Origin of the sequence: Ferrimonas senticii DSM 18821 (assembly GCF_000422665.1) — a bacterium.
GTDB classification, from domain to species: Bacteria; Pseudomonadota; Gammaproteobacteria; order Enterobacterales; family Shewanellaceae; genus Ferrimonas; species Ferrimonas senticii.
The window spans coordinates 395,383-416,824 of sequence record NZ_KE383898.1; the positions used below are offsets into that span (position 1 = coordinate 395,383).

Consider the following 21,442-nt stretch of genomic DNA (forward strand, 5'->3'; position numbering starts at 1 on the left):
TATTTACCCACAAATTTTCCTTTTTTGCCAGCGGCTTAGCGTAACCAGACCGGCACCTTAGCCCGTTGCCAATACCACACCCGAGTTAGCCCTAGCAGACTGCGTTGGCGCAGGCGGCTTAGGATCAGATAAAGGTAAGGTACCAGCAGTAAACTGGTGATGGTTGAAAAGCCAAGGCCACCGATGATCGCCACTGCCATTGGCGTGTAGCTGGGGCCACCACCGGCGATGCGAGTATCCCCCAGTGCCAATGGCAGCAACCCTAAGATGGTGGTGGTGACGGTCATTAGTACCGGCCGTAAGCGGCTGCTGGCGGCATCGACGATCGCTTGCGGCAGCTCGACCAGTGGCGGTTGCCGTTGATTGATTTGATCGACCAAGACAATGCCGTTATTGACCACCACTCCCATCAACACCAGGATGCCGATCATCGCCATCACGCTGATGCTGTGGCCGGTAAACAGGAAGGTCCAAAAGACTCCGGTGACCGCAAACAAGATGGAGCTGATCACCGCCGTTGGTAGCAGCAGCGATTCAAACAATGCTGCCATCACGATGTAGATCATCACCACCGCCAACAGCATGTTGGTGACCATCAACGCTTGGCTTTGATCTTGATAATCAAAGCCACCGGCAAAGCTGTAGCTGTAACCCGGGGGCCAGTTAATGGCATCGAAGGCTTGGGTAATGTCGTTGCGCAGTTCATTAAAATCTCGGTCATCGACGTTGCCACCAATGGCCACCGAGGTTTGGCGATTAAAATGACGGATCTCCTCCAGCCTTGGCTGCTGATGGATGCTGGCCACTTGCGCGAGGGTGATCACCTTGCCATCGACCTTAGCCAGCGGCAGTTGGCTTAAACGCTGTAGCGATTGTTGCCACGATTTGGGCCACTGCAAGCGAATCGCCATCTCGCCACTGGCATCGTGACGAAAGGAGCGCAGCCGCTCGCCCCGCAACGCGGTAGCGACCGTGGCGGCAGATTGCTGCAACGACAATCCCAGCTGTGCCAACCGTTGCCGATTAAAGCGCACGATCAGCTCTTGCTGGCCGCCGGCCAGTTCGCTGCGAACGTCACTTAAGCCCTCAATCTGTTCCAGCAATGGCATCACTTGTTGAGCCAAGGCCAACAGCTGTTCGGTGGAGCGACCGCGCAGATGCAAGCGCATGCCTTTATCGTCACCGCCATTCCAGCCAAATTGCGGCGTGGCGAAGGCGTATTTGGGGAAACCATCGGCAATCAACTGCTTTAGTTCCGGCAATGGCATTGGCAACTCATCCTTCATCAGTAGGGTGGTTTGCAGATCGTCGTTGGCGTAGTAGCTGTAGATGCTGTTAAAGCCAAACTGCTGCTGGTTGTCATACAGGTATTGCTCCATCTGCTCCAGCATCGCCTTGGTGTATTCCAATGAATGACGGCCATCGAGTTGATAGTTGATGAACAGTCGCTCCTGACTGCCTTGATCGTCGTCGCCGCCGGTTACCTGCGATAGTGGGATGGCGGTCGAGGCGAGGATCAGCAAGGCAAACAGGCCACTGAGTTTCGGGTGCGCCAAGATCCAGCTCAGCAGGCGGCGGTAACGGGGGCTTTCAAACCGCTGAGCCTGTTGACCTAAGTGACCAAAGCGGTATAGCAGCAGCGGCAGTAGGGTACGGGAGATAACCAAACTGGCCAGCAGTGAGATGCAGATGGCGATAGCGACATGTTCAAGGAATACCGTCAGTTCGACCTTAACCCCAAAAATATTGGGCATAAACACGATGGCGGTGGTTAAGGTGCCGGCCAGCACCGCCAAACCGACGCCATCAACGCCCTGGATCACTGCTTGTTGGCGCGGTTCTGGTGGCTGTTGCAGGACACTTTCGCTGACCACTACGGCGTTATCAATCAGCATCCCAACCGCCAGCAGTAGCCCCATCATCGATAGGATATTGAGGCTGTAGCCAAGCAGGTACATCAGTCCCAAGGTGATGGCGATCGACAGCGGTACCGACACCACGATGATGGCGGTAGTCAGGGGATTGCGGATAAACAGCAGCAGCACCGCAAATGACAACAGCGCACCGATGCCCCCGGCTTGGGCTAGCTCATTGAGCGAGTTGCGCACGCTTTGGGCTTGGTCGTCCATCACAAACAGTTCGATGCCATCAAACTGGGCGCTGGCACGGACTTTATCGATGACCGGCAGCACCCGATCGGCAACTTCAACCAGATTAGCGCCGGACTCTTTAAACAGATCCAAGCCGACCGCGTAGCTGCGATCCAGATGGCGACCTTCCAGCTGTTCGGGCTGGGCGTAGCGTACCGTGGCGATATCCCCAAGCCGCAGATTGGGGGCCAACACCAGCTGTTGGATCTGCGCTAAGTCGCGGTATTCATTTTGCTGCGACACCTGCCATAGGGCGTTATCGGTGCGCAGATCTCCGGCACTGCGGCTGAAGTTTTGCCGCTGCAGCAGATTAGTAAGCCAGCCTTGGTCGATGCCGCGGGCGCTGAGCTGCTGCGGATCCAGTTCAATTTGGATCTGCATCGGTTCGACCCCATAAAGGGTAACCCGCGAGATCCCCTCTAACCGTTCCAATGGCCGTTTTAGCTGTTTATCGAGCAAGTCAAAGGCGGCGGAGAGATCTCGAGCCGACGACAGTCGCAGGGTCATGATCGGCATATCCGAGCTGGAAAACTGCCAGATCAGCACCCGTTCAACGTCCGCCGGTAACAGATGCCGCACTGAATCAACCCGCTCTCGCACTTCGACCACTTTATTGCCGATCGCTTCCTCCCACGCAAAGTCCATGCGGATCCACGATTCCTCTTGATTAGAACCGGAACGCATGGTTTTGACCCCACTTAAGGTCGCCAGCGCTTCTTCCAATACCGAGGTGATCTCCCGTTCGACCTCCCGTGGTGAACCACCTTGATAGGGCACCTGCACGGTGATCTGCGGGATCTCGAAACCGGGGAACATCTCCAGCGGCAGCAACCGAACCGCCGCGCCGCCAAGCAACAGCAGCGCGATAAAGCACATGGTGATGGTTACCGGGCGCCGTAGCGCCCACGCGGTTAAGCCATTGGCCTTGCGGTGGCGAGTTGGCTTAGTCATGGGCCACCTCCGCCGACGGTTTGGAGGTCGAGTTGCTCCCGACACTGGCCAGCAGCACCGGCAGCACCACTAAGGTCAGCAGGGTGGCGATCCCAAGCCCGGCAATTACGGTAACGGCTAATGGTGCGCGCAGTTCGGCGCCGCCACCGAAGCCCACCAGCATCGGTAATAACCCAAGGATGGTGGTGATGGTGGTCATCAGAATTGGCCGTAGTCGGGTTCGACCCGCTTCAACGATTGCGCGGTGCCGATCCATGCCGCTGTGGCGATGTTGATTGACTCTATCCACCAGCACAATGGCGTTATTGACGACGATGCCGCAGAGCATGATCAGGCCAATCAACGCCAATACTGACAGTGGATTGCCGGACAGATACAGCCCCAATACGCTGCCGGCCAGGGCCATAGGGATTGAGATCAAAATCAGCAGCGGTTGCACAAAGGATTCAAACTGGCTGGCCATCACGATGTAGACCAGAAATACCGCCAACAGCAGGGCAATGGTTAGTGACTGATTGGATTGTTCCATCTCTTGATTTTGGCCAGCAAATTCAACGGTGATCCCCGCTGGTAGTGGCAGCGGTGCCAATAATCGGCGCGCTTCGGCAACGGCGTCGCTAAGGCTACCGTTGGCGACGCCACTGCTGATCACCGCCACCCGTTGCTGATCAATGCGGGTAATGGCCGCCGGGCCCACCGCTTGCTCGATATCGGCGACCGCCGATAAGGCAATGGGGCGGGCGCTGCCGGGATTGATGATCAAGGCGCCGATATCGGCCAAATCATCCCGTTGCTGGGCTTGGGCGCGAACTCGAATGTCGATTTTTCGGTCGGCTAAGGTGTAGCGCGAGGCGAGACTGCCGCCAACTAAGGTGGCGATCTGCTCGGCCACTTGCGGTGCATCCATTCCCAGGGCCGCTAACCGAGCGTGATCAAAGCGGATGGTCAATTCCGGTTGACCCGCTCGCAGGCTGTTGCTGACATCGGAAAAGGCGGAGGCGTTGGCTAGGGTTTGCGCCACCAGTTCACTGGCTTGTTTCAACAGGGTGAGATCGTAGCCGTACAGTTCAATCGCCAGCGGCTGCTTAAAGCTCAGCAGTTGCGGCTGTTTCAGCTCGGCTTGCAGATCTGGAATGCGGGCGGCTTGTTGACGCAGTGCCGCCATCACTGCGGTTTGCGCTTGCGGATCATCCAGTACCACTTGCAACCGCCCCCAGTTTTCACCGCTGCGGCTGCTGGCGGAGGCCATTTGACTGGCGCTGCCAGCTTGGGAGTAGGCGTGGGCTACGCCATCCAGTGGCAGTACCGCTTGCGCTAACTGGTCGAGCACCGCGTCGGTTTGGCCGACGTGGCTGCCCGGCGGCAGTTGCACCTCAAGATAGAACTCACCTTGATTGAGACTAGGCACCAACTCCATACCGATTTTCGGTAACAAACTGAAACTCCCAGCGGTAAAGACCAACGCCAGCAGCAAGGTTAGGCTGCGTTGCTGCAGCGCCGCCATCAGCAGTGTCGGATAGTAGGCGCTGAGCCATTTCATCAGCCGTTGAAAGCCCCAATCGATTGGGGTGAACAGCCACTGGGCCAGTTTGCGCAGGAAGCTGACGAGCCACAGTAGCGCGGCGAACAACAGTGACGGCAACCAGTTAAACAAAAGCACAAATGGGAAACTGGCGACGGTGCCGGCGTAGTGTTTGACCTTAGCCGCTTTGCCAATCGGCACCGTTTTCACCGGTTTTGTCGGTAGGGTTGGCCATTGCCATTTGGGCCGAGCGGCAAGCATTGGGATCGCCGTCAGCGCGGTCAGCAGTGATGCCAATAGGGCAAAGGTCACGGTTAACGCTTGATCGCCGAACAACGCGCCAGCAACGCCATCGACAAACAACAGCGGTACAAATACCGCTAAGGTGGTGAGGGTAGAGGCGGTGATGGCGCTGGCGACTTCGACGGTACCGCGCTGTGCCGCTTGGGCGGGATCGTGGCTGTGTTGGCGATCGATGTTTTCCAGTACCACGATGGCGTTATCCACCAACAATCCGACTGCTAAGGCGATGCCGCCAAGGGACATTAAATTCAGTGACAGGCCAGCAAAATACATCAGGTTAAAGGTGGCAATCACCGACACCGGAATGGTTAAACAGATAATCAGCGTGGGCCGCAGTTTGCGTAAAAACAGCAGGATCACCGCCATCGCCAACAGCGCGCCAATCAGTGCCGCGTTAGTGACTTCAGCGACGGCGGTGGCGATAAAGCCGGATTGGTCGTAGAGCACGGTGATCTCGGGGTTACCGGGACGCTCCGCCAGTTTATCGAGTTTGGCGCGAACCGCATTGGCGACAGTGACGGCGTTGGCGTCGCCCTCTTTGTAGATGGCTATCTCCACCGCCGCTTGGCCATCGACCCGCGAGATATCGGTTTGTTCGGCGTAGCCGTCGATAACCTCGGCCACCTCTTTTAACCGCAGTTGGCGGTTGGCATCGCGAAAGATAATGATGTTGGCCAACTGCTCGAGACTTTCGAACTGATTTAAGGTTCGTACCAGCAACTGTTGATTGCCTTGTTCGAGCTTGCCGGCAGACAGATTGATGTTCTCGGCACCGATGCGGTTGACGATATCCGCCGGAGTTAACGACAGCTGCGCTAACTTGTGTTGGTCGAGCAAAATTTGCAGTTCACGGACCAAGCCGCCGGCTGGGCGCACCGACGCCACCCCTTCAACCACTTCCAATTGCCGTTTGAGCTCGTCATCGGCCCAACTGCGCAGGCTGATCAGTTGTTGGTTGTCGCTGCCGGGGCTGATGAGCCCGAGGCGCATAATCGGATCGAGATTGGGGTTAAAGCGCAGGATCAGCGGTTTTTCGACATCCAGCGGCAGTTCAATGGCGTCGAGCTTCTCCCGTACATCCAGTGCCGCCAGATCCATATCGGTGCCCCAAGCAAACTCCAACTGCAGATCCGCAAGGCCAGCGCGGGAGGTAGAGGTCATGGTGCGTAGCCCCTTGACGGTTCCGACCGATTCTTCAATCGGTTTGGCCACCAGTTGCTCCACTTCTGCTGGTGCCGCCCCTGGGTAGAGGGTGCGCACGGTTAGGCTGGGGTAGTTCATCTCTGGCAGCAAGGTGATTGGCAAGCGACCGAAGCCGACCATACCGAATAACACCACGGTTAAAATCGCCATCCAAACGGTAACCGGACGCTTGATGGCGGTTTTGGTTAGCGACATGGGTTACTCCTTGGCGGTGAGATTGATGTTGAGCGCGCCCACGACCTCAACCCGAGCGTTGTCCTTTAACTGATGTTGGCCGCGGATAACGACTTGTTCGCCAACGTTAATGCCATCCAGGATCTGTACCTGTTCGCCATCGCGGTAGCCCAGTTGCACTGGCCGAATTTGGGCATTGTCGCCATCGATCACAAACACGCTGTGGCCGCTGTCTTGGCGCAGTAGCGCGGCGGCATTAATCAGGGTGACGTTATCGCGGTGATCAAATTGCAACTTGGCGCGGCTTAACATGCCACTGCGCAGTTGTTGCTGTTGATTGTCGACCTGCAAGGTGATTTTGATGGTGCCGCTGTCGGCATCAACGGTGGGAGCGATCCGCAGTACTTCAGCACGATAAGCGTGTGGTAAGCCATCGACACTAAGCTCAGCAACTTGGCCTACAGAGACTTGTGGCAGTTGCTGCTCCGGCAGATGAACGATGGCGTGCAACTGTTGCTGCTGGACCACCTCAAACAGGGCGGTCGCCATCTCGGTGGCCATGTTGCCTTGGTCGATGTAACGCTTGGCGATTACCCCATCAATGGGACTGGCCACTTGGCTGTATTGCAATCGCAGTTTGGCCAGATCGCGATCCGCCAGGGCCGCTTGGCGTTGATAACTGAGCCGCGCCAGTTGCTCTTCGCTGATCAGTTGCTCATTGGCGATGGCGTGCATTCGATCCAGTTCTTGGTCGATCACATCCAGTTCGGCTTGGCTTTTATTCAGTGCCAATTGGTAATGCTTAGGATCAATCTGTGCCAGTGATTGGCCAGCTTTTACGCGGTCACCTTCCTCTACTAGCAGTTGTTCAACCATGCCGCTGATCCGAGCAATTACTTGTGCCTGTTGTGGTGCTTCTAGCACCGCGGTGGTTTGGTAGAAGTGGCTGATATCGCCGCTGGCGGCCATTTGAGTCTCAACCGGAATGGCGACGACTTGCGGTTGTTTGCTGTCTGATTCAGCCGACTCATCGGCATTGGAGTTGCCGCAGGCGGTAAGAGTGAGTAGCACAAGCGTAAGTACGCCAATTTCCCATTGCATCATGACCGATCCCAGTTAGTTGTTATGTAAGGTTACAAACAAACTCTATGCCAAAATTTAAATTACTTTTAAAACAACATCTTGGGTCTGTAAGAGTTGATGATTAAGTCAGTATAATACTCACTTGTTAGTGAATTGTGATCATCAGCGGCGGGATCCGCTACTCAATGCGTTGCGGTTGGTTAGGTTTTTTGAGCGCGATAAATCGATAGTGCTAATCGAATAGCTAGGGCGTGTTGACGTTTGGTGTTCAGAATTTGGTCGAGGATAGCGGCTGTCAATCGAGGATTACGATTGAAGGCATAGTGGCTCTACGTCGAAATTGTATGACGAAGAGTGACAGCTGCTAGTCCGACCCTGCAAGGCGCCCTTTAGCGACCATTGAACAGCAAAATTAACCAACAAGCTCAATGTGCTGTCAAAAGTTGCCAATAATGGGCGCAAAAATATACGGCAAAGGTCAACGCGCCCGAGAGTAAAAATTCGAATATTGGCCTTGGCTGAACGGTTACTCGAGTACAAAAAAACCAGCCTTGCGGCTGGTTTTGTCATGATTACTTGCCAGTTTAGCGTTGGTTGGCGGGCAGATAATCCCGTTGTTTTTCGCCGGTGTACAACTGACGAGGGCGACCAATCTTGTGGCCAGGCTGGCTTAGCATCTCTTGCCAGTGGGAGACCCAGCCAACGGTGCGCGACAACGCAAAAATCACCGTAAACATCGAGGTTGGAATGCCGATGGCTTTCATGATGATACCGGAATAGAAGTCGACGTTCGGGTACAACTTCTTCTGGATAAAGTAGTCATCAGACAGGGCGATGCGCTCCAGTTCCATCGCTACATCCAGCAGCGGATCTTGGATGTTGAGTTCCGCCAACACCTCATGACAGGTTTCCCGCATAACGGTGGCGCGAGGGTCGAAGTTTTTGTAGACCCGGTGGCCAAAGCCCATCAGTCGGAATGGGTCTTCTTTGTCCTTAGCGCGTGCGACAAATTCGGGGATGCGATCGACACTGCCGATCTCCTCTAGCATGTTCAAACACGCTTCGTTGGCACCACCGTGGGCCGGTCCCCACAGCGATGCAACACCTGCAGAGATACAGGCAAAGGGGTTAGCCCCAGAGGAACCCGCCAATCGCACGGTGGAAGTAGAGGCGTTTTGCTCGTGGTCAGCGTGCAGGATAAAGATCCGATCCATCGCTCGCTCGACCACAGGATTAACCTGATAGTCCTCGCATGGCACAGAGAACATCATCTGCAGGAAGTTACCGGCAAATGACAGGTCGTTGCGAGGGTAAACAAACGGCTGACCTAGATTGTACTTGTAGGCCATGGCCGCCAAGGTGGGCATTTTGGAGATTAAGCGGATGGCGGCAACGTGACGATGATGCTCGTCATTGACGTCCAGAGAATCGTGATAGAACGCCGACAGTGCCCCAACCACCCCACACAGAATCGCCATCGGGTGGGCGTCGCGGCGGAAGCCCTTGAAGAAGGTGGCAATCTGTTCATGCACCATGGTGTGGCTGTTGATCAGCGCTTCAAACTCTTGCAGTTGCTGTGCCGAAGGCAGCTCGCCTTTGAGCAGCAGGTAGCAGACTTCGAGGTAACTGGATTGGGTCGCGAGCTGGTCAATGGGGTAGCCTCGATGCAGCAGAATGCCCTTGGCGCCATCGATAAAGGTGATCTCAGATTCGCACGATGCGGTGGCCATGAAGCCCGGGTCATAGGTGAAATGGCCGTGGGTTCCAAGCGTGCTGATGTTAATCACATCTTGCCCCTCAGAGCCGGATTTAATCGGCAGTTCGACTGGTTCTTGTCCGGGGATCTTTAGAGTCGCAATGTTCTCATTCTCAGCCATGGCTGAATCTCCTTAACTTCTTATTAGAATTCCATAATCGGGCCCTTATACGAGCCTCTTTAGTGCACGGTCAGAATACCAACAGTGCTGCGCAACTTAGCGCCGTCTGTGCGCGCCAACAATTAGCGCAAAGTCTGGCCTTCGTGATTCAGTTCGCCGCCGAGTAACGTTGCCAAGGATGGCTCAACTGAATTCTTAGCAAGAGATTAGAATCTCTTAACCGGAGGCACATGTTAAGTGACTTGAATCACACAATTCAACCAAGGTTAATTAAACCATCTTTATGACCTCAGAACATCTATTGCTCCGAAGTCGATTAATAATCGCTCAAGAGTGCAGTATAACTTCGCAAAATAATCGCAAAGTGTGACGTTTGTAATTGTTCAACCTCATTTGTATACTGGCCGCGACTTTCCACCGCATCCCTTTGTGGGGCACTTCTCAGGGCGAGATTTGGGCGGTTAAAAATGCAGCAAATCAATAAGTTTTTTGCATCGGAAGGGCGCTTGGCAAGCTGGTAGTTTTAGTGTCCGATAGACAGAGGCTAACTCTTACTCAGCCGAGCAAAATACCAACCGGTTAGCTGGTTTAATGTTCAGTTGAACAACCTGTAGGCTCGCGCGGTATAAAACGATAACTATTGCTCAATGGAGCTGAGTGAGCAGAACGTGAATAAGCAAAGACCAGTCAACTTGGATCTCTCACAGATCCAATTTCCGGCAACGGCGATTGCCTCGATCTTGCACCGGGTATCCGGCGTGATCACCTTTGTTGCCCTAGCCATTCTTCTGTGGCTTCTTGCCACTTCATTACAATCCGCTTCTGGATTCGATCAAGTCAGCCAACTGCTCAGCAGTTTCCCAGTCAAATTGATCCTGTGGGCTATTTTGACGGCATTGGCGTATCACCTCTGTGCCGGCGTTCGTCACCTGTTGATGGACATGGGGCATTTTGAAGGGTCAATGGCGGCGGGTAACAACTCGGCCAAAGCGGCCTTCGGTGCCGCGGCGTTGCTGTCAGTGATTGCGGGGATCTGGTTATGGTAAAGATGGCTTCTAGTTTGGGACGCAGTGGCGTTCATGATTTTGTGCTGCTGCGTGCCAGCGCGCTGGTACTGGCCAGCTACCTGATATTTATGGTTGCTTACCTGGCGATGGGCAGCGTCGATTACGCCAGTTGGCAGCAGCTGTTCGCTAGCGTATCGATGAAAGTCTTCACTTTGATGGCGCTGGTAGCGGTATTGGTTCATGGCTGGATTGGCTTGTGGCAGGTGCTGACCGATTACGTCAAGCCGGCCGGGCTGCGGGCCGCAGCGCAATATGCGGTGATCCTGGTGTTGTTGGCGTACCTGTTCGCTGGCGTTGCGATCCTGTGGGGTGTTTAAGTGAGTATTCCAGTAAAAGAATTTGACGCCATTGTCATTGGCGCTGGTGGCGCAGGGATGCGTGCGGCACTGCAGATCTCCAAAGAGGGCAAAAGCTGCGCGCTGCTCTCCAAAGTGTTCCCAACCCGCTCGCACACGGTATCCGCTCAAGGCGGCATTACCGTGGCACTGGGCAACGCCCACGAGGATAACTGGGAATGGCACATGTACGACACCGTCAAAGGCTCCGATTACATCGGTGACCAAGACGCGATTGAGTACATGTGTAAAACCGGCCCTGAAGCGATCATCGAGATGGAGAACATGGGGCTACCGTTCTCTCGCTTTGAGGATGGCCGGGTTTACCAGCGCCCGTTTGGCGGCCAATCAAAAGAATTTGGCGGCGAACAAGCGGCGCGAACTGCGGCGGCAGCAGACCGCACAGGTCACGCCTTGTTGCACTGTCTGTACCAGCAAAACGTCAAGAACAAAACCGAGGTGTATTCCGAATGGTACGCCTTGGATCTGGTTAAGAACGACGACGGTGCCATCGTTGGTGCCACTGCCATCGAGATTGAAACCGGCGAAGTGGTCTATTTCAAGGCCAAAGCCACGGTGTTAGCTACCGGCGGTGCCGGTCGCATCTATGCCTCCACCACTAACGCTCACATCAACACCGGCGACGGCGTCGGTATGGCACTGCGCGCTGGCGTGCCGGTGCAGGACATGGAGATGTGGCAGTTCCACCCAACCGGCATTGCTGGCGCTGGAGTACTGGTGACCGAAGGCTGTCGTGGTGAAGGCGGTTACCTGCTGAACAAAGATGGCGAACGCTTTATGGAGCGTTACGCGCCGAACGCCAAAGACTTGGCTGGCCGGGACGTGGTGGCTCGCGCCATTATGACCGAAATCCGCGAAGGTCGTGGCTGCGATGGGCCTTGGGGGCCACACGCTAAGCTGAAATTGGACCACTTAGGTTCAGAGGTGCTGGAATCCCGTCTGCCGGGCATTTGCGAACTGTCGCGTACCTTTGCTCACGTTGATCCGGTGCAAGAACCGATCCCGGTGATCCCAACCTGCCACTACATGATGGGCGGCATTCCAACCCGCGTCACCGGTCAGTGTATCGATGCCGATGAAAACGACATTAAGGGGCTGCTGGCGGTTGGTGAGATTGCTTGTGTATCAGTTCACGGAGCTAACCGCCTTGGCGGCAACTCGTTGCTGGACTTGGTAGTGTTTGGTCGTGCCGCGGGGATGCACCTAGGCGAAACCTTAGATGCCCAAGGCACCCCGAAAGAGGCCACCGAAGCTAACATCAATGCCGCACTGACTCGCATCAATCGCTGGAACGAGTCGGTTAATGGCGATGGTGAAGATCCGGTGCAAATTCGCAAAGATCTGCAGCAGTGCATGCAGTTGAACTTCTCGGTATTCCGTCAGGGCGAAGCGATGGCCGAAGGCTTAGAAGAGCTGAAGAAGATCCGTGCCCGTTTGCACAACGCCAAGCTCAGCGACGTATCCAAAGCCTTTAACACTCAACGCATTGAGTGTCTGGAACTGGATAACCTGATGGAAACCGCGATTGCCACTGCGATGGCAGCCAACTTCCGCACCGAGAGCCGCGGCGCGCACTCCCGTGAAGATTTCCCCGACCGTGATGACGCCAACTGGCTGTGTCACTCAATTTTCGATCCTCGCACCGAGGAGATGGGGCGTCGCCAAGTCAATATGGCGCCGAAGCTGCGGGAAGCGTTCCCGCCGAAAGAGCGTAAGTACTAAGGAGGACGGCAGATGTCATTGCAAGTATCGATCTACCGTTACAACCCAGAGACTGATCTCAAGCCAAGCATGCAGGATTACACCTTGGATCTGCCGGAAGGCTCCGATGTGATGGTGCTGGATGTGCTGCTGATGCTGAAAGAGCAAGATCCAACCCTGTCGTTTCGTCGTTCCTGCCGCGAGGGGGTGTGTGGCTCCGACGGCATCAATATGAACGGCAAAAACGGTTTGGCTTGTATCACCCCAATCTCCGCGTTTGCCGGCAAAAAGCTGACCATTCGGCCACTGCCGGGGATGCCGGTAGTGCGGGATCTGGTGGTCGATCTTAGCCAGTTCTACAAGCAGTACGAGAAGGTTAAACCGTACCTTATCAACGATGGCAAAACCCCAGCGCGGGAGCATCTGCAATCGCCGGAGGAGCGGGAAAAACTGGACGGTTTATACGAGTGTATTCTCTGCGCTTGCTGTTCGACCGCGTGTCCGTCGTTCTGGTGGAATCCCGATAAGTTTGTCGGTCCTAGTGGCTTGCTGCACGCCTACCGCTTCTTGGTCGACAGCCGTGATACCGCTACCGATGAGCGTCTGGGGGAACTGGATGACGCTTTCAGCGTATTCCGCTGCCACGGCATCATGAACTGCGTTAACGTTTGCCCGAAAGGACTGAACCCGACCAAAGCCATCGGCCACATTAAGTCGATGCTGCTACAACGCGCGGTCTGACCTAGCTGCCGCTAACTTGATGCGGCAACAAAGACATAAGGCCACGCTATCGTTATGATGGTGCTGGCCTTTTTTTCGCTTTGCAGTCCAAGTAACAGGAGCTTGCTTGGAAGAGGAACAAGGAAAGAGAATGCGACAGGACTCCCTCAAGGCATGGCAAGACTCAACCCACTTTGCCGGTGCCAACGCAGCCTACATTGAAGAGCTGTACGAGGCTTACCTGAGCGATCCGACCTCCATCAGCGAGCAGTGGCAGGCGATTTTCGCCGAGCTGCCAGAGACTGGTGTTGGCGCTGAGGTAGCTCACACCCCGATCCGCGATTACTTCCGCGCCGCCGCGCTGGACAGCAATCGCTCCAAAAAAACCACCGTCGATCCTGAGCTATCCGAAAAACAAGTTCGGGTATTGCAGCTGATCAACGCCCACCGTTTCCGTGGCCACCAGGGCGCGAACCTTGATCCCCTCGGCTTATGGCAGCGACCTGCGGTGCCAGAGCTTGATCCTAAGTTTCACGGCTTGACCGAGGAAGACATGGGCCGCCAGTTTAATACCGGCTCCTATGCCATTGGTGGCGACAGCATGAAGTTGGGTGAGCTGATCGACTCGCTTAAACGCACCTACTGCGGCCATCTCGGCGCCGAATATATGCACATCACCTCGACCGAAGAGAAACGTTGGATCCAGCAGCGGCTCGAAGGGGTGGTTGGCGTCGATAAGCTTACGGCGGAAAAGAAAGTTCAGATCTTAGCGGGCTTGAATGCCGCCGAAGGCTTGGAAAAATACCTTGGGGCGAAATTCCCCGGCGCTAAGCGCTTCTCGTTGGAAGGCGGCGACGCGATGATCCCGATGATGCGCGAGCTTATCTATCGCGCCGGCGATCATGGCGCCAAAGAGATGGTGATCGGCATGGCCCACCGTGGCCGCCTAAATATGCTGGTCAATATCTTGGGCAAAAAGCCAGGGGATCTGTTTGACGAGTTCGCCGGCAAACACGATGAAAATCTGGGCTCCGGTGACGTTAAGTATCACCAGGGTTTCTCCTCTGATTTCGCCACTCCTGGCGGCAACGTCCATTTGGCATTGGCGTTTAACCCCTCCCACCTTGAGATCGTCTCGCCGGTGGTAATTGGTTCGGTGCGGGCGCGGATGGATCGCCGCGGCTGCAGCAATGGTGCCAAGGTAGTGCCGGTGACCATTCACGGCGATTCAGCGATTGCCGGTCAAGGGGTGGTGCAAGAAACCTTGAATATGTCGCAAACCCGCGGCTTCTCGGTCGGTGGCGCGATCCGGATTGTGATCAACAACCAGGTTGGTTTTACCACCTCTAATCCGGCCGATACCCGCTCCACCGAATACTGCACCGATATTGCTAAGATGGTGCAAGCGCCAGTGTTCCATGTGAACGCCGACGATCCGGAAGCGGTGGCTTTTGTGGCGCAGTTGGCGGTGGATTATCGCTATGAGTTTGGTCGCGATGTGTTTATCGACTTGATCTGTTATCGCCGCCACGGCCATAACGAAGCGGATGAGCCGAACGCGACTCAGCCGCTGATGTATCAAAAGATCAAGAAGCACCCGACGCCACGCAAGCTGTACGCCGACCAATTGGTTGCCGCCGGTACTATGGCGGCAGAGCAGGTGACAGAGCAGATTAATACTTACCGTGAGCAACTGGATGCCGGTGATTGCGTGGTGCCAGAGTGGCGCACCATGGAGGGGCACTCCTCCAACTGGTCGCCTTACATCGGTCACGCCTGGGATTGCGATTGGAAGAGCCAACTGCCGCTAGAGCGCTTGACCGCATTGGCACAAGGCTTGGCGGAAGTGCCGGCCAGCCACAAGCTGCAATCGCGAGTGGCCAAGATCTATAAAGACCGCGAGGCGATGGCCGCTGGTGAAAAACCACTGGATTGGGGCATGGCGGAAACGCTGGCTTACGCCTCGCTGCTGGAACAGGGCTATCGGGTGCGTTTGACCGGTCAAGACTCCGGTCGTGGCACCTTCTTCCACCGTCATGCGGTGCTACACAATCAAGACAACGCCACCACCTACATGCCGCTGCGTCACGTCAGCGACAAGCAGGGACCGATTGAGATCCACGATTCGGTGTTGTCAGAAGCGGCGGCGATGGCGTTTGAATACGGCTACGCCACCGCTGAACCATCCGGCCTGACCATCTGGGAAGCGCAGTTTGGTGATTTTGCCAACGGTGCCCAAGTGGTGATTGACCAGTTCCTCTCCTCTGGCGAGCAAAAGTGGGGGCGGATGTGCGGTTTGACGCTGCTGCTGCCACACGGTTATGAGGGCCAAGGTCCTGAGCACAGCTCGGCCCGTCTCGAACGGTTCTTGCAGTTGTGCGCCAACCAAAACATGCAGGTGTGTGTGCCTTCGACTCCAGCGCAGGTTTATCACATGCTGCGGCGTCAGACGATTCGACCGATGCGCCGGCCACTGGTGGTGATGAGCCCGAAATCGCTGCTGCGTCATCCAATGGCGGTCTCTAGCTTGGAAGAGCTGGCCGACGGCAGTTTCCAGCCAGTGATTGCGGAAATTGATAGCCAAGATCCGGCCAAGGTTGATCGGGTGGTGTTCTGCTCTGGCAAAGTTTACTTCGAACTGCTAGAACGCCGTCGCAAGGAACAGTTAGACAACGTGGCGATCATTCGTATCGAACAGCTGTACCCATTCCCAGCGGAACATTTAGCCCAAGTACTGGAAGCGTATCAGCACGTCACCGACTTTGTTTGGTGCCAAGAAGAGCCGCAAAACCAAGGGGCGTGGTACTGTTCGCAGCACCATTTCTGGGCCGCAATCCCGAAACGTGGCCAGTTGACTTACGCCGGTCGCAGCGCCTCAGCCGCTCCAGCGGTCGGTTACGTGTCGCTGCACAACAGCCAACAACAAGCGCTGATTGAAAGCGCGCTTAACATCACCAGCTAATTAGTAATTACACACACGACAAGATCGGTAAACAAGGATTGAATACACGATGAGCATCGAAATTAAAGTTCCCGTGCTGCCAGAATCGGTAGCCGATGCCACCATCGCCACCTGGCACGTACAGCCTGGCGAAGCGGTCAGCCGCGACCAAAATCTGGTTGATATTGAAACCGACAAAGTGGTGCTAGAAGTGGTTGCCCCAGAAGACGGTTCCCTAAGTGAGATTCTGCAACCCGAAGGCGAAACCGTTTTGGCCGAGCAGGTGATTGCCAACTTCGTTGCCGGCGCCAAAGCCGGTCAAGAGGTGGGTAAAGCAGAAGCCGCAGCAGCGCCAAGCGCCGAAGATGTTGCTGACAGCGAAGAGAGCAATGACAGCCTAAGCCCATCGGTACGCCGTTTGGTGGCTGAGCATGGCATCGACGTCAGCGCCGTTAAAGGCACTGGGGTTGGTGGTCGCATCACCAAAGAGGACGTTGAAGCGGTGATCAAAGCCAAAGGAGCAGCCCCTGCAGTAGAAGCCAAGGTTGAAGCGCCGGCAGCGCAGCTCTCTGGTCGCAGCGAGAAGCGGGTACCAATGACCCGCCTGCGTAAGCGCATCGCCGAACGTCTGCTGGAAGCCAAGAACTCGACCGCGATGTTGACCACCTTTAACGAGGTCAACATGGCGCCGATCATGAACCTGCGCAAACAGTACAAAGATGTGTTTGAGCAGCGCCACGGGATCCGCTTGGGCTTTATGTCGTTCTATGTGAAAGCGGTGGTGGAAGCGCTAAAACGCTACCCCGAGGTGAACGCCTCCATCGACGGCGACGAGATCGTTTACCACAACTACTTCGATATCAGCATCGCAGTTTCTACCCCTCGCGGTCTGGTGACCCCAGTGCTGCGCGATGCCGACAAACTGTCGGTAGCGGAGATCGAGCAAGGCATCAAAGAGCTGGCGGTCAAAGGCCAACAAGGCAAGTTGTCGGTGGAAGAGCTGACCGGCGGTAACTTCACCATCACCAATGGCGGGGTGTTTGGCTCGCTGATGTCGACCCCAATCATCAACCCGCCACAAAGCGCGATCTTGGGCATGCACGCCATCAAAGACCGACCGATGGCGGTCGATGGCCAAGTGGTGGTGCAACCGATGATGTACTTGGCGCTGTCGTACGATCACCGCATCGTCGATGGCCGCGAATCGGTTGGCTTCTTGGTCACCATCAAAGAGTTATTAGAGGATCCAACTCGTCTGCTGTTGGACATCTGATGCGGTTGGGGTAGATTGCTGCCCCAGCTTTAGCCTCCGGGCGAAGGAAGATAGATATCGGTTTTAGTTGGCTTTTTAGTGCTTATCAAGGCACGACAATTGCTCCCCAGCTGAACCGATATTCAATATAAAAACGGACTAAATACTATGAATTTGCACGAGTATCAGGCGAAACATATCTTTGCGGAATACGGTCTGCCGGTTTCCGAAGGTTACGCATGTGACACCCCACAACAAGCCTATGAAGCGGCCGGTAAAATCGGTGGCAACAAGTGGGTAGTGAAGTGCCAAGTGCACGCGGGTGGCCGTGGTAAGGCTGGCGGCGTAAAGCTGGCGACCACCAAAGACGAAATCAAAGAGTTTGCCCAGCACTGGCTCGGTAAAAACTTGGTGACCTACCAAACTGACGCCAACGGTCAGCCAGTATCGAAAATTCTGGTTGAGTCCTGCACCGATATCGCCAAAGAGCTGTATCTGGGCGCGGTAGTGGATCGTGGCAGCCAGCGCGTGGTGTTTATGGCCTCCACCGAAGGCGGTGTTGAAATTGAAAAGGTTGCTGAGGAAACCCCAGAGCTGATCCACAAAGCGGCACTGGATCCACTGGTGGGGCCACAACCTTACCAAGGTCGTGAACTGGCGTTCAAGCTGGGTCTCAAAGGCGATCAAATCAAACAGTTTGTGAAGATCTTTATGGGTCTGGCGCAGATGTTCCTCGATAAAGATTTCGCCCTACTGGAGATCAACCCACTGGTGATCACCGAGCAAGGCGATCTGCACTGCTTGGATGGCAAGATCAACATCGATTCCAACGCCCTGTACCGTCAGGCCAAAGTACGTGAGATGCACGACCCATCCCAAGAAGATGAGCGTGAAGCGCACGCAGCGCAGTGGGAACTGAACTACGTCGCGCTGGATGGCAACATCGGCTGTATGGTTAACGGCGCCGGTTTGGCGATGGGCACCATGGACATCGTAAACCTGCACGGCGGCAGCCCAGCCAACTTCTTGGATGTGGGCGGCGGTGCCACCAAAGAGCGGGTAACCGAAGCGTTTAAGATCATCCTCTCCGACAGCAATGTTAAAGCGGTACTGGTTAACATCTTCGGCGGCATCGTTCGTTGTGATCTGATCGCCGAAGGGGTGATTGGTGCGGTTGCCGAAGTCGGCGTGACCGTTCCTGTAGTGGTTCGTCTGGAAGGCAACAACGCCGAGCTGGGTACCAAGGTACTGGCGGAGTCCGGTTTGAACATCATCGCTGCCACCAGCTTGACCGATGCGGCGCAGCAAGTAGTAGCGGCAGCGGAGGCCAAGTAAATGAGCGTTTTGATCAATAAAGACACCAAAGTTATCTGCCAAGGTTTTACCGGCGGTCAAGGTACCTTCCACTCCGAGCAAGCGATCGCTTACGGCACCCAGATGGTTGGCGGCGTGTCCCCAGGCAAAGGCGGCACTGAGCACTTAGGTCTGCCGGTGTTTAACACCGTTCGTGAAGCGGTTGAAGTCACTGGCGCCACTGCCTCGGTTATCTACGTGCCAGCGCCGTTCTGCAAAGACGCGATTTTGGAAGCGATTGATGCGGGCATTGAACTGATTGTGACCATTACCGAAGGGATTCCAACTCTGGATATGCTGGAAGTGAAAGTGAAACTGGATCAAGCCGGCGTGCGGATGATCGGTCCAAACTGCCCAGGGGTTATCACTCCGGGCGAGTGCAAAATTGGCATTATGCCGGGCCATATCCACCAGCCAGGTAAAATCGGCATTGTGTCGCGCTCTGGCACCTTGACCTACGAAGCGGTTAAACAAACCACCGACGAAGGCTTTGGCCAGTCAACCTGTGTCGGTATTGGTGGTGATCCAATTCCAGGCTCAAACTTCATCGACATTCTGGAGATGTTCCAGAACGATCCGCAAACCGAAGCGATCGTGATGATCGGTGAGATTGGCGGTACCGCCGAAGAGGAAGCGGCCGCTTATATCAAGGCCAACGTCACCAAGCCGGTGGTCTCTTACATCGCTGGTGTGACTGCGCCTCCGGGTAAGCGGATGGGCCACGCTGGCGCCATCATCGCCGGTGGTAAAGGCACCGCCGCTGATAAGTTTGCTGCACTGGAAGATGCGGGTGTACGCACCGTGCGTTCGCTAGCAGATATTGGCAAAGCCCTGCGTGAACTGATCGGCTAAGCGCTGACAGTTGAAAAATTAACGCCGAGGTGCGCTGTTGAAGTGTGCCTCGGCGTTTTTAATTGGAGCCAACCATGATTCAGTTAGTGGATGTAACTAAAGACAATTACCTTGATTGCCTTAAACTCGAGTTAGCTGAAGATCAGCAGGAAAATGTTGCGTCTAATGCAGCGACTATTGCTCAGTCGAAGTTTGAGTCTCACTACCGGTTACGTGCAATTACCTGTGATCTGAAAGTCGTTGGAATGTTGGCGTTTTGCTTTGAAGAGCAACAATACTGGCTATTTCGACTGATGATTGATAAATCGTGGCAAGGGCAAGGAATTGCTGCAAAAGCAATCGGGTTACTACTGGTTGAACTTGGTAAAGAAGGAGCACCAGCTTTGCAGACTATGCATAAGCCTAGCAATGTGGCAGCAGCCAAACTTTACCAGCGTTTAGGGTTTGTCGCTGTTGGCGTCATGGATGACGGCGATATTCAACTCGAGCTCAGACTGAACGGTTTACAAGCCACCTAAATGCCGAAGCACCTAGGTGTTTTTGTTTAACCTGTCGGTTGTAACGCGGTATCGGCTGGCAGTTGTTGCTTTAGCTGATAGAGGCTGTGCAGCAACATCGGCACTACTACGCTGCATAGGGCAACGTTCGACAGCGGTACCGATAGCCAGATCCCATCAATGCCCCAAATTTGTGGCAAAAACCACAGGAACGGCACCTGGATAAGCAGGTTGCCAAGTGACACAAACATCGCCTTGCCAGCCATCCCAATCGAGACAAAGTAGATTGAAGCGACAAACAGCAGGCCATCTAAGCACAGCGCCAACAGGTGCTGGCGGATCCCCGCTTCAGCCAATTGCCCCAGCAGCGGATCAGAGCCATTAAACAGCGCCACCACCGCAGACGGATTTAGATTCAGCACTCCAGTAACCACAATCCCAAGGCCAACGGCGATGGTCAGCGCCAATCCCAGTGTGTGGGCAATGTGGCGATAGCGTTTGGCGCCATAGTAGTAACTGGCCAGCGGTTGCATGCCATTAGCAACCCCTTCGGTGACGAAGTAGTAGAGGCTGGCGATGTAACCGACAATGGCGAATGCGGCGATGTGGGTGGCGCTACCGTAGTCGGCAAACAACTTGTTGTGCAGCGCCATGATAAAGGCGAAGTAGCCGAACATCACCATGGTCGAGCTGCCCAAACTGGCACTATTAAGCGCCAATTGACTATGCCAACGACCTTTACTGAGCTGGACCTCTGAATGGCGACTGGCGAAGTACCACAGCGACAGCGTCACCGTAACCGCTTGCGCCATTAGGGTGGCAATGGCCGCGCCTTTTAGACCCATATTCAGCGGCCCTAAAAACAGGTAGTCCAAACCGATATTGGCGACGGCACCAGCGGCGATAAAACCGGTGGCAAAGTTAGGGCTGTCATCATTACGGACCAAAATCGGCAGTGCCCCAGAGGCAACGGTGAGCACGCTGCCAAACATCAACACCAGCAGGTATTCGTGCGCCAACTGCAGTGGTTGTCCTTGGGCGCCTTGCAGTGCCAGCATCGGTTCGGCAATCAGTGTCAGTAGGCCCGCATTGGCGATCCCCAGCACCACAATCAGGATCATCGCCGTGCGGATCACATCGCGGCTGCGGTGGCTATCGCCCTCACCGCGAGCTTGGGAATAGAGGGTACCGGCGCCGATGCCGATCAACAGGCCAGAGCCGATCATTACGCACAGAATTGGGATCACCATATTGATCCCCGCCAGTCCGGCGGCGCCGACGTAATGGCCGACGAAAATGCCGTCAATTACCTGATACAGGCCGCTGGCCAGCATCGCCACAATCGATGGGATGGCATAGCGCCAGAAAGCACGGTTAATGCTGTCGTGTTGTAAAGAGTCGCTCATTGCTTCTCACCTAAAAAATCAGCGGGCAATCTTA

At 55.2% G+C, this 21,442-nt stretch carries 14 protein-coding genes; 9 read left to right on the plus strand and 5 right to left on the minus strand.

Annotated features, from left to right (window positions below):
• Window positions 1–35: 35 nt before the first annotated feature.
• From G506_RS0114940 to G506_RS0114955, 4 genes are all read right to left on the minus strand, one after another.
• A complete protein-coding gene (locus tag G506_RS0114940) occupies window positions 36–3,101 on the minus strand; it encodes an efflux RND transporter permease subunit (protein WP_028117568.1) in 3,066 nt (1,021 codons plus the stop codon).
• A complete protein-coding gene (locus tag G506_RS19890; RefSeq protein WP_035387387.1) occupies window positions 3,094–6,324 on the minus strand; it encodes an efflux RND transporter permease subunit in 3,231 nt (1,076 codons plus the stop codon). Before G506_RS19890 ends, G506_RS0114940 begins: the two co-directional genes overlap by 8 nt.
• A gap of 3 nt (window positions 6,325–6,327) precedes the next feature.
• Window positions 6,328–7,407 carry an efflux RND transporter periplasmic adaptor subunit gene (locus G506_RS0114950; RefSeq protein ID WP_028117569.1) on the minus strand — a complete coding sequence of 360 codons (1,080 nt, stop codon included), beginning with the start codon at window positions 7,405–7,407 and terminating at the stop codon, window positions 6,328–6,330.
• A gap of 563 nt (window positions 7,408–7,970) precedes the next feature.
• Window positions 7,971–9,263, minus strand: coding sequence for a citrate synthase (locus G506_RS0114955; RefSeq protein ID WP_028117570.1), 1,293 nt, complete (start codon window positions 9,261–9,263; stop codon window positions 7,971–7,973).
• A 647-nt stretch (window positions 9,264–9,910) separates the two neighbouring features.
• On the opposite strand from G506_RS0114955, the gene sdhC reads away from it, so the two are divergent.
• From sdhC to G506_RS0115005, 9 genes are all read left to right on the plus strand, one after another.
• Entirely contained in the window at window positions 9,911–10,309 is a 399-nt protein-coding gene (gene sdhC, locus G506_RS0114965) for a succinate dehydrogenase cytochrome b556 subunit (RefSeq protein ID WP_035387388.1), read from the plus strand.
• A complete protein-coding gene (sdhD, locus tag G506_RS0114970; protein ID WP_028117572.1) occupies window positions 10,303–10,647 on the plus strand; it encodes a succinate dehydrogenase, hydrophobic membrane anchor protein in 345 nt (114 codons plus the stop codon). Before sdhC ends, sdhD begins: the two co-directional genes overlap by 7 nt.
• The gene (gene sdhA, locus G506_RS0114975) at window positions 10,648–12,408 is read left to right on the plus strand and encodes a succinate dehydrogenase flavoprotein subunit (RefSeq protein ID WP_028117573.1); all 1,761 of its coding nucleotides are present in this window, start codon (window positions 10,648–10,650) and stop codon (window positions 12,406–12,408) included.
• A gap of 12 nt (window positions 12,409–12,420) precedes the next feature.
• A complete protein-coding gene (locus tag G506_RS0114980; RefSeq protein WP_028117574.1) occupies window positions 12,421–13,128 on the plus strand; it encodes a succinate dehydrogenase iron-sulfur subunit in 708 nt (235 codons plus the stop codon).
• A 130-nt stretch (window positions 13,129–13,258) separates the two neighbouring features.
• Window positions 13,259–16,069, plus strand: a complete 2,811-nt coding sequence (gene sucA / locus G506_RS0114985; protein ID WP_028117575.1) for a 2-oxoglutarate dehydrogenase E1 component — start codon at window positions 13,259–13,261, stop codon at window positions 16,067–16,069.
• A 49-nt stretch (window positions 16,070–16,118) separates the two neighbouring features.
• A complete protein-coding gene (gene odhB, locus G506_RS0114990) occupies window positions 16,119–17,321 on the plus strand; it encodes a 2-oxoglutarate dehydrogenase complex dihydrolipoyllysine-residue succinyltransferase (protein WP_028117576.1) in 1,203 nt (400 codons plus the stop codon).
• A 147-nt stretch (window positions 17,322–17,468) separates the two neighbouring features.
• Window positions 17,469–18,635, plus strand: a complete 1,167-nt coding sequence (gene sucC / locus G506_RS0114995; protein WP_028117577.1) for an ADP-forming succinate--CoA ligase subunit beta — start codon at window positions 17,469–17,471, stop codon at window positions 18,633–18,635.
• Window positions 18,636–19,505 carry a succinate--CoA ligase subunit alpha gene (sucD, locus tag G506_RS0115000; RefSeq protein WP_028117578.1) on the plus strand — a complete coding sequence of 290 codons (870 nt, stop codon included), beginning with the start codon at window positions 18,636–18,638 and terminating at the stop codon, window positions 19,503–19,505.
• A gap of 74 nt (window positions 19,506–19,579) precedes the next feature.
• The gene (locus tag G506_RS0115005; protein ID WP_028117579.1) at window positions 19,580–20,023 is read left to right on the plus strand and encodes a GNAT family N-acetyltransferase; all 444 of its coding nucleotides are present in this window, start codon (window positions 19,580–19,582) and stop codon (window positions 20,021–20,023) included.
• Between the two features lie 26 nt (window positions 20,024–20,049).
• Here the strand turns inward: G506_RS0115005 and G506_RS0115010 are convergent, their stop codons facing one another.
• Window positions 20,050–21,408, minus strand: coding sequence for an MATE family efflux transporter (locus G506_RS0115010; RefSeq protein ID WP_028117580.1), 1,359 nt, complete (start codon window positions 21,406–21,408; stop codon window positions 20,050–20,052).
• Window positions 21,409–21,442: the final 34 nt, after the last annotated feature.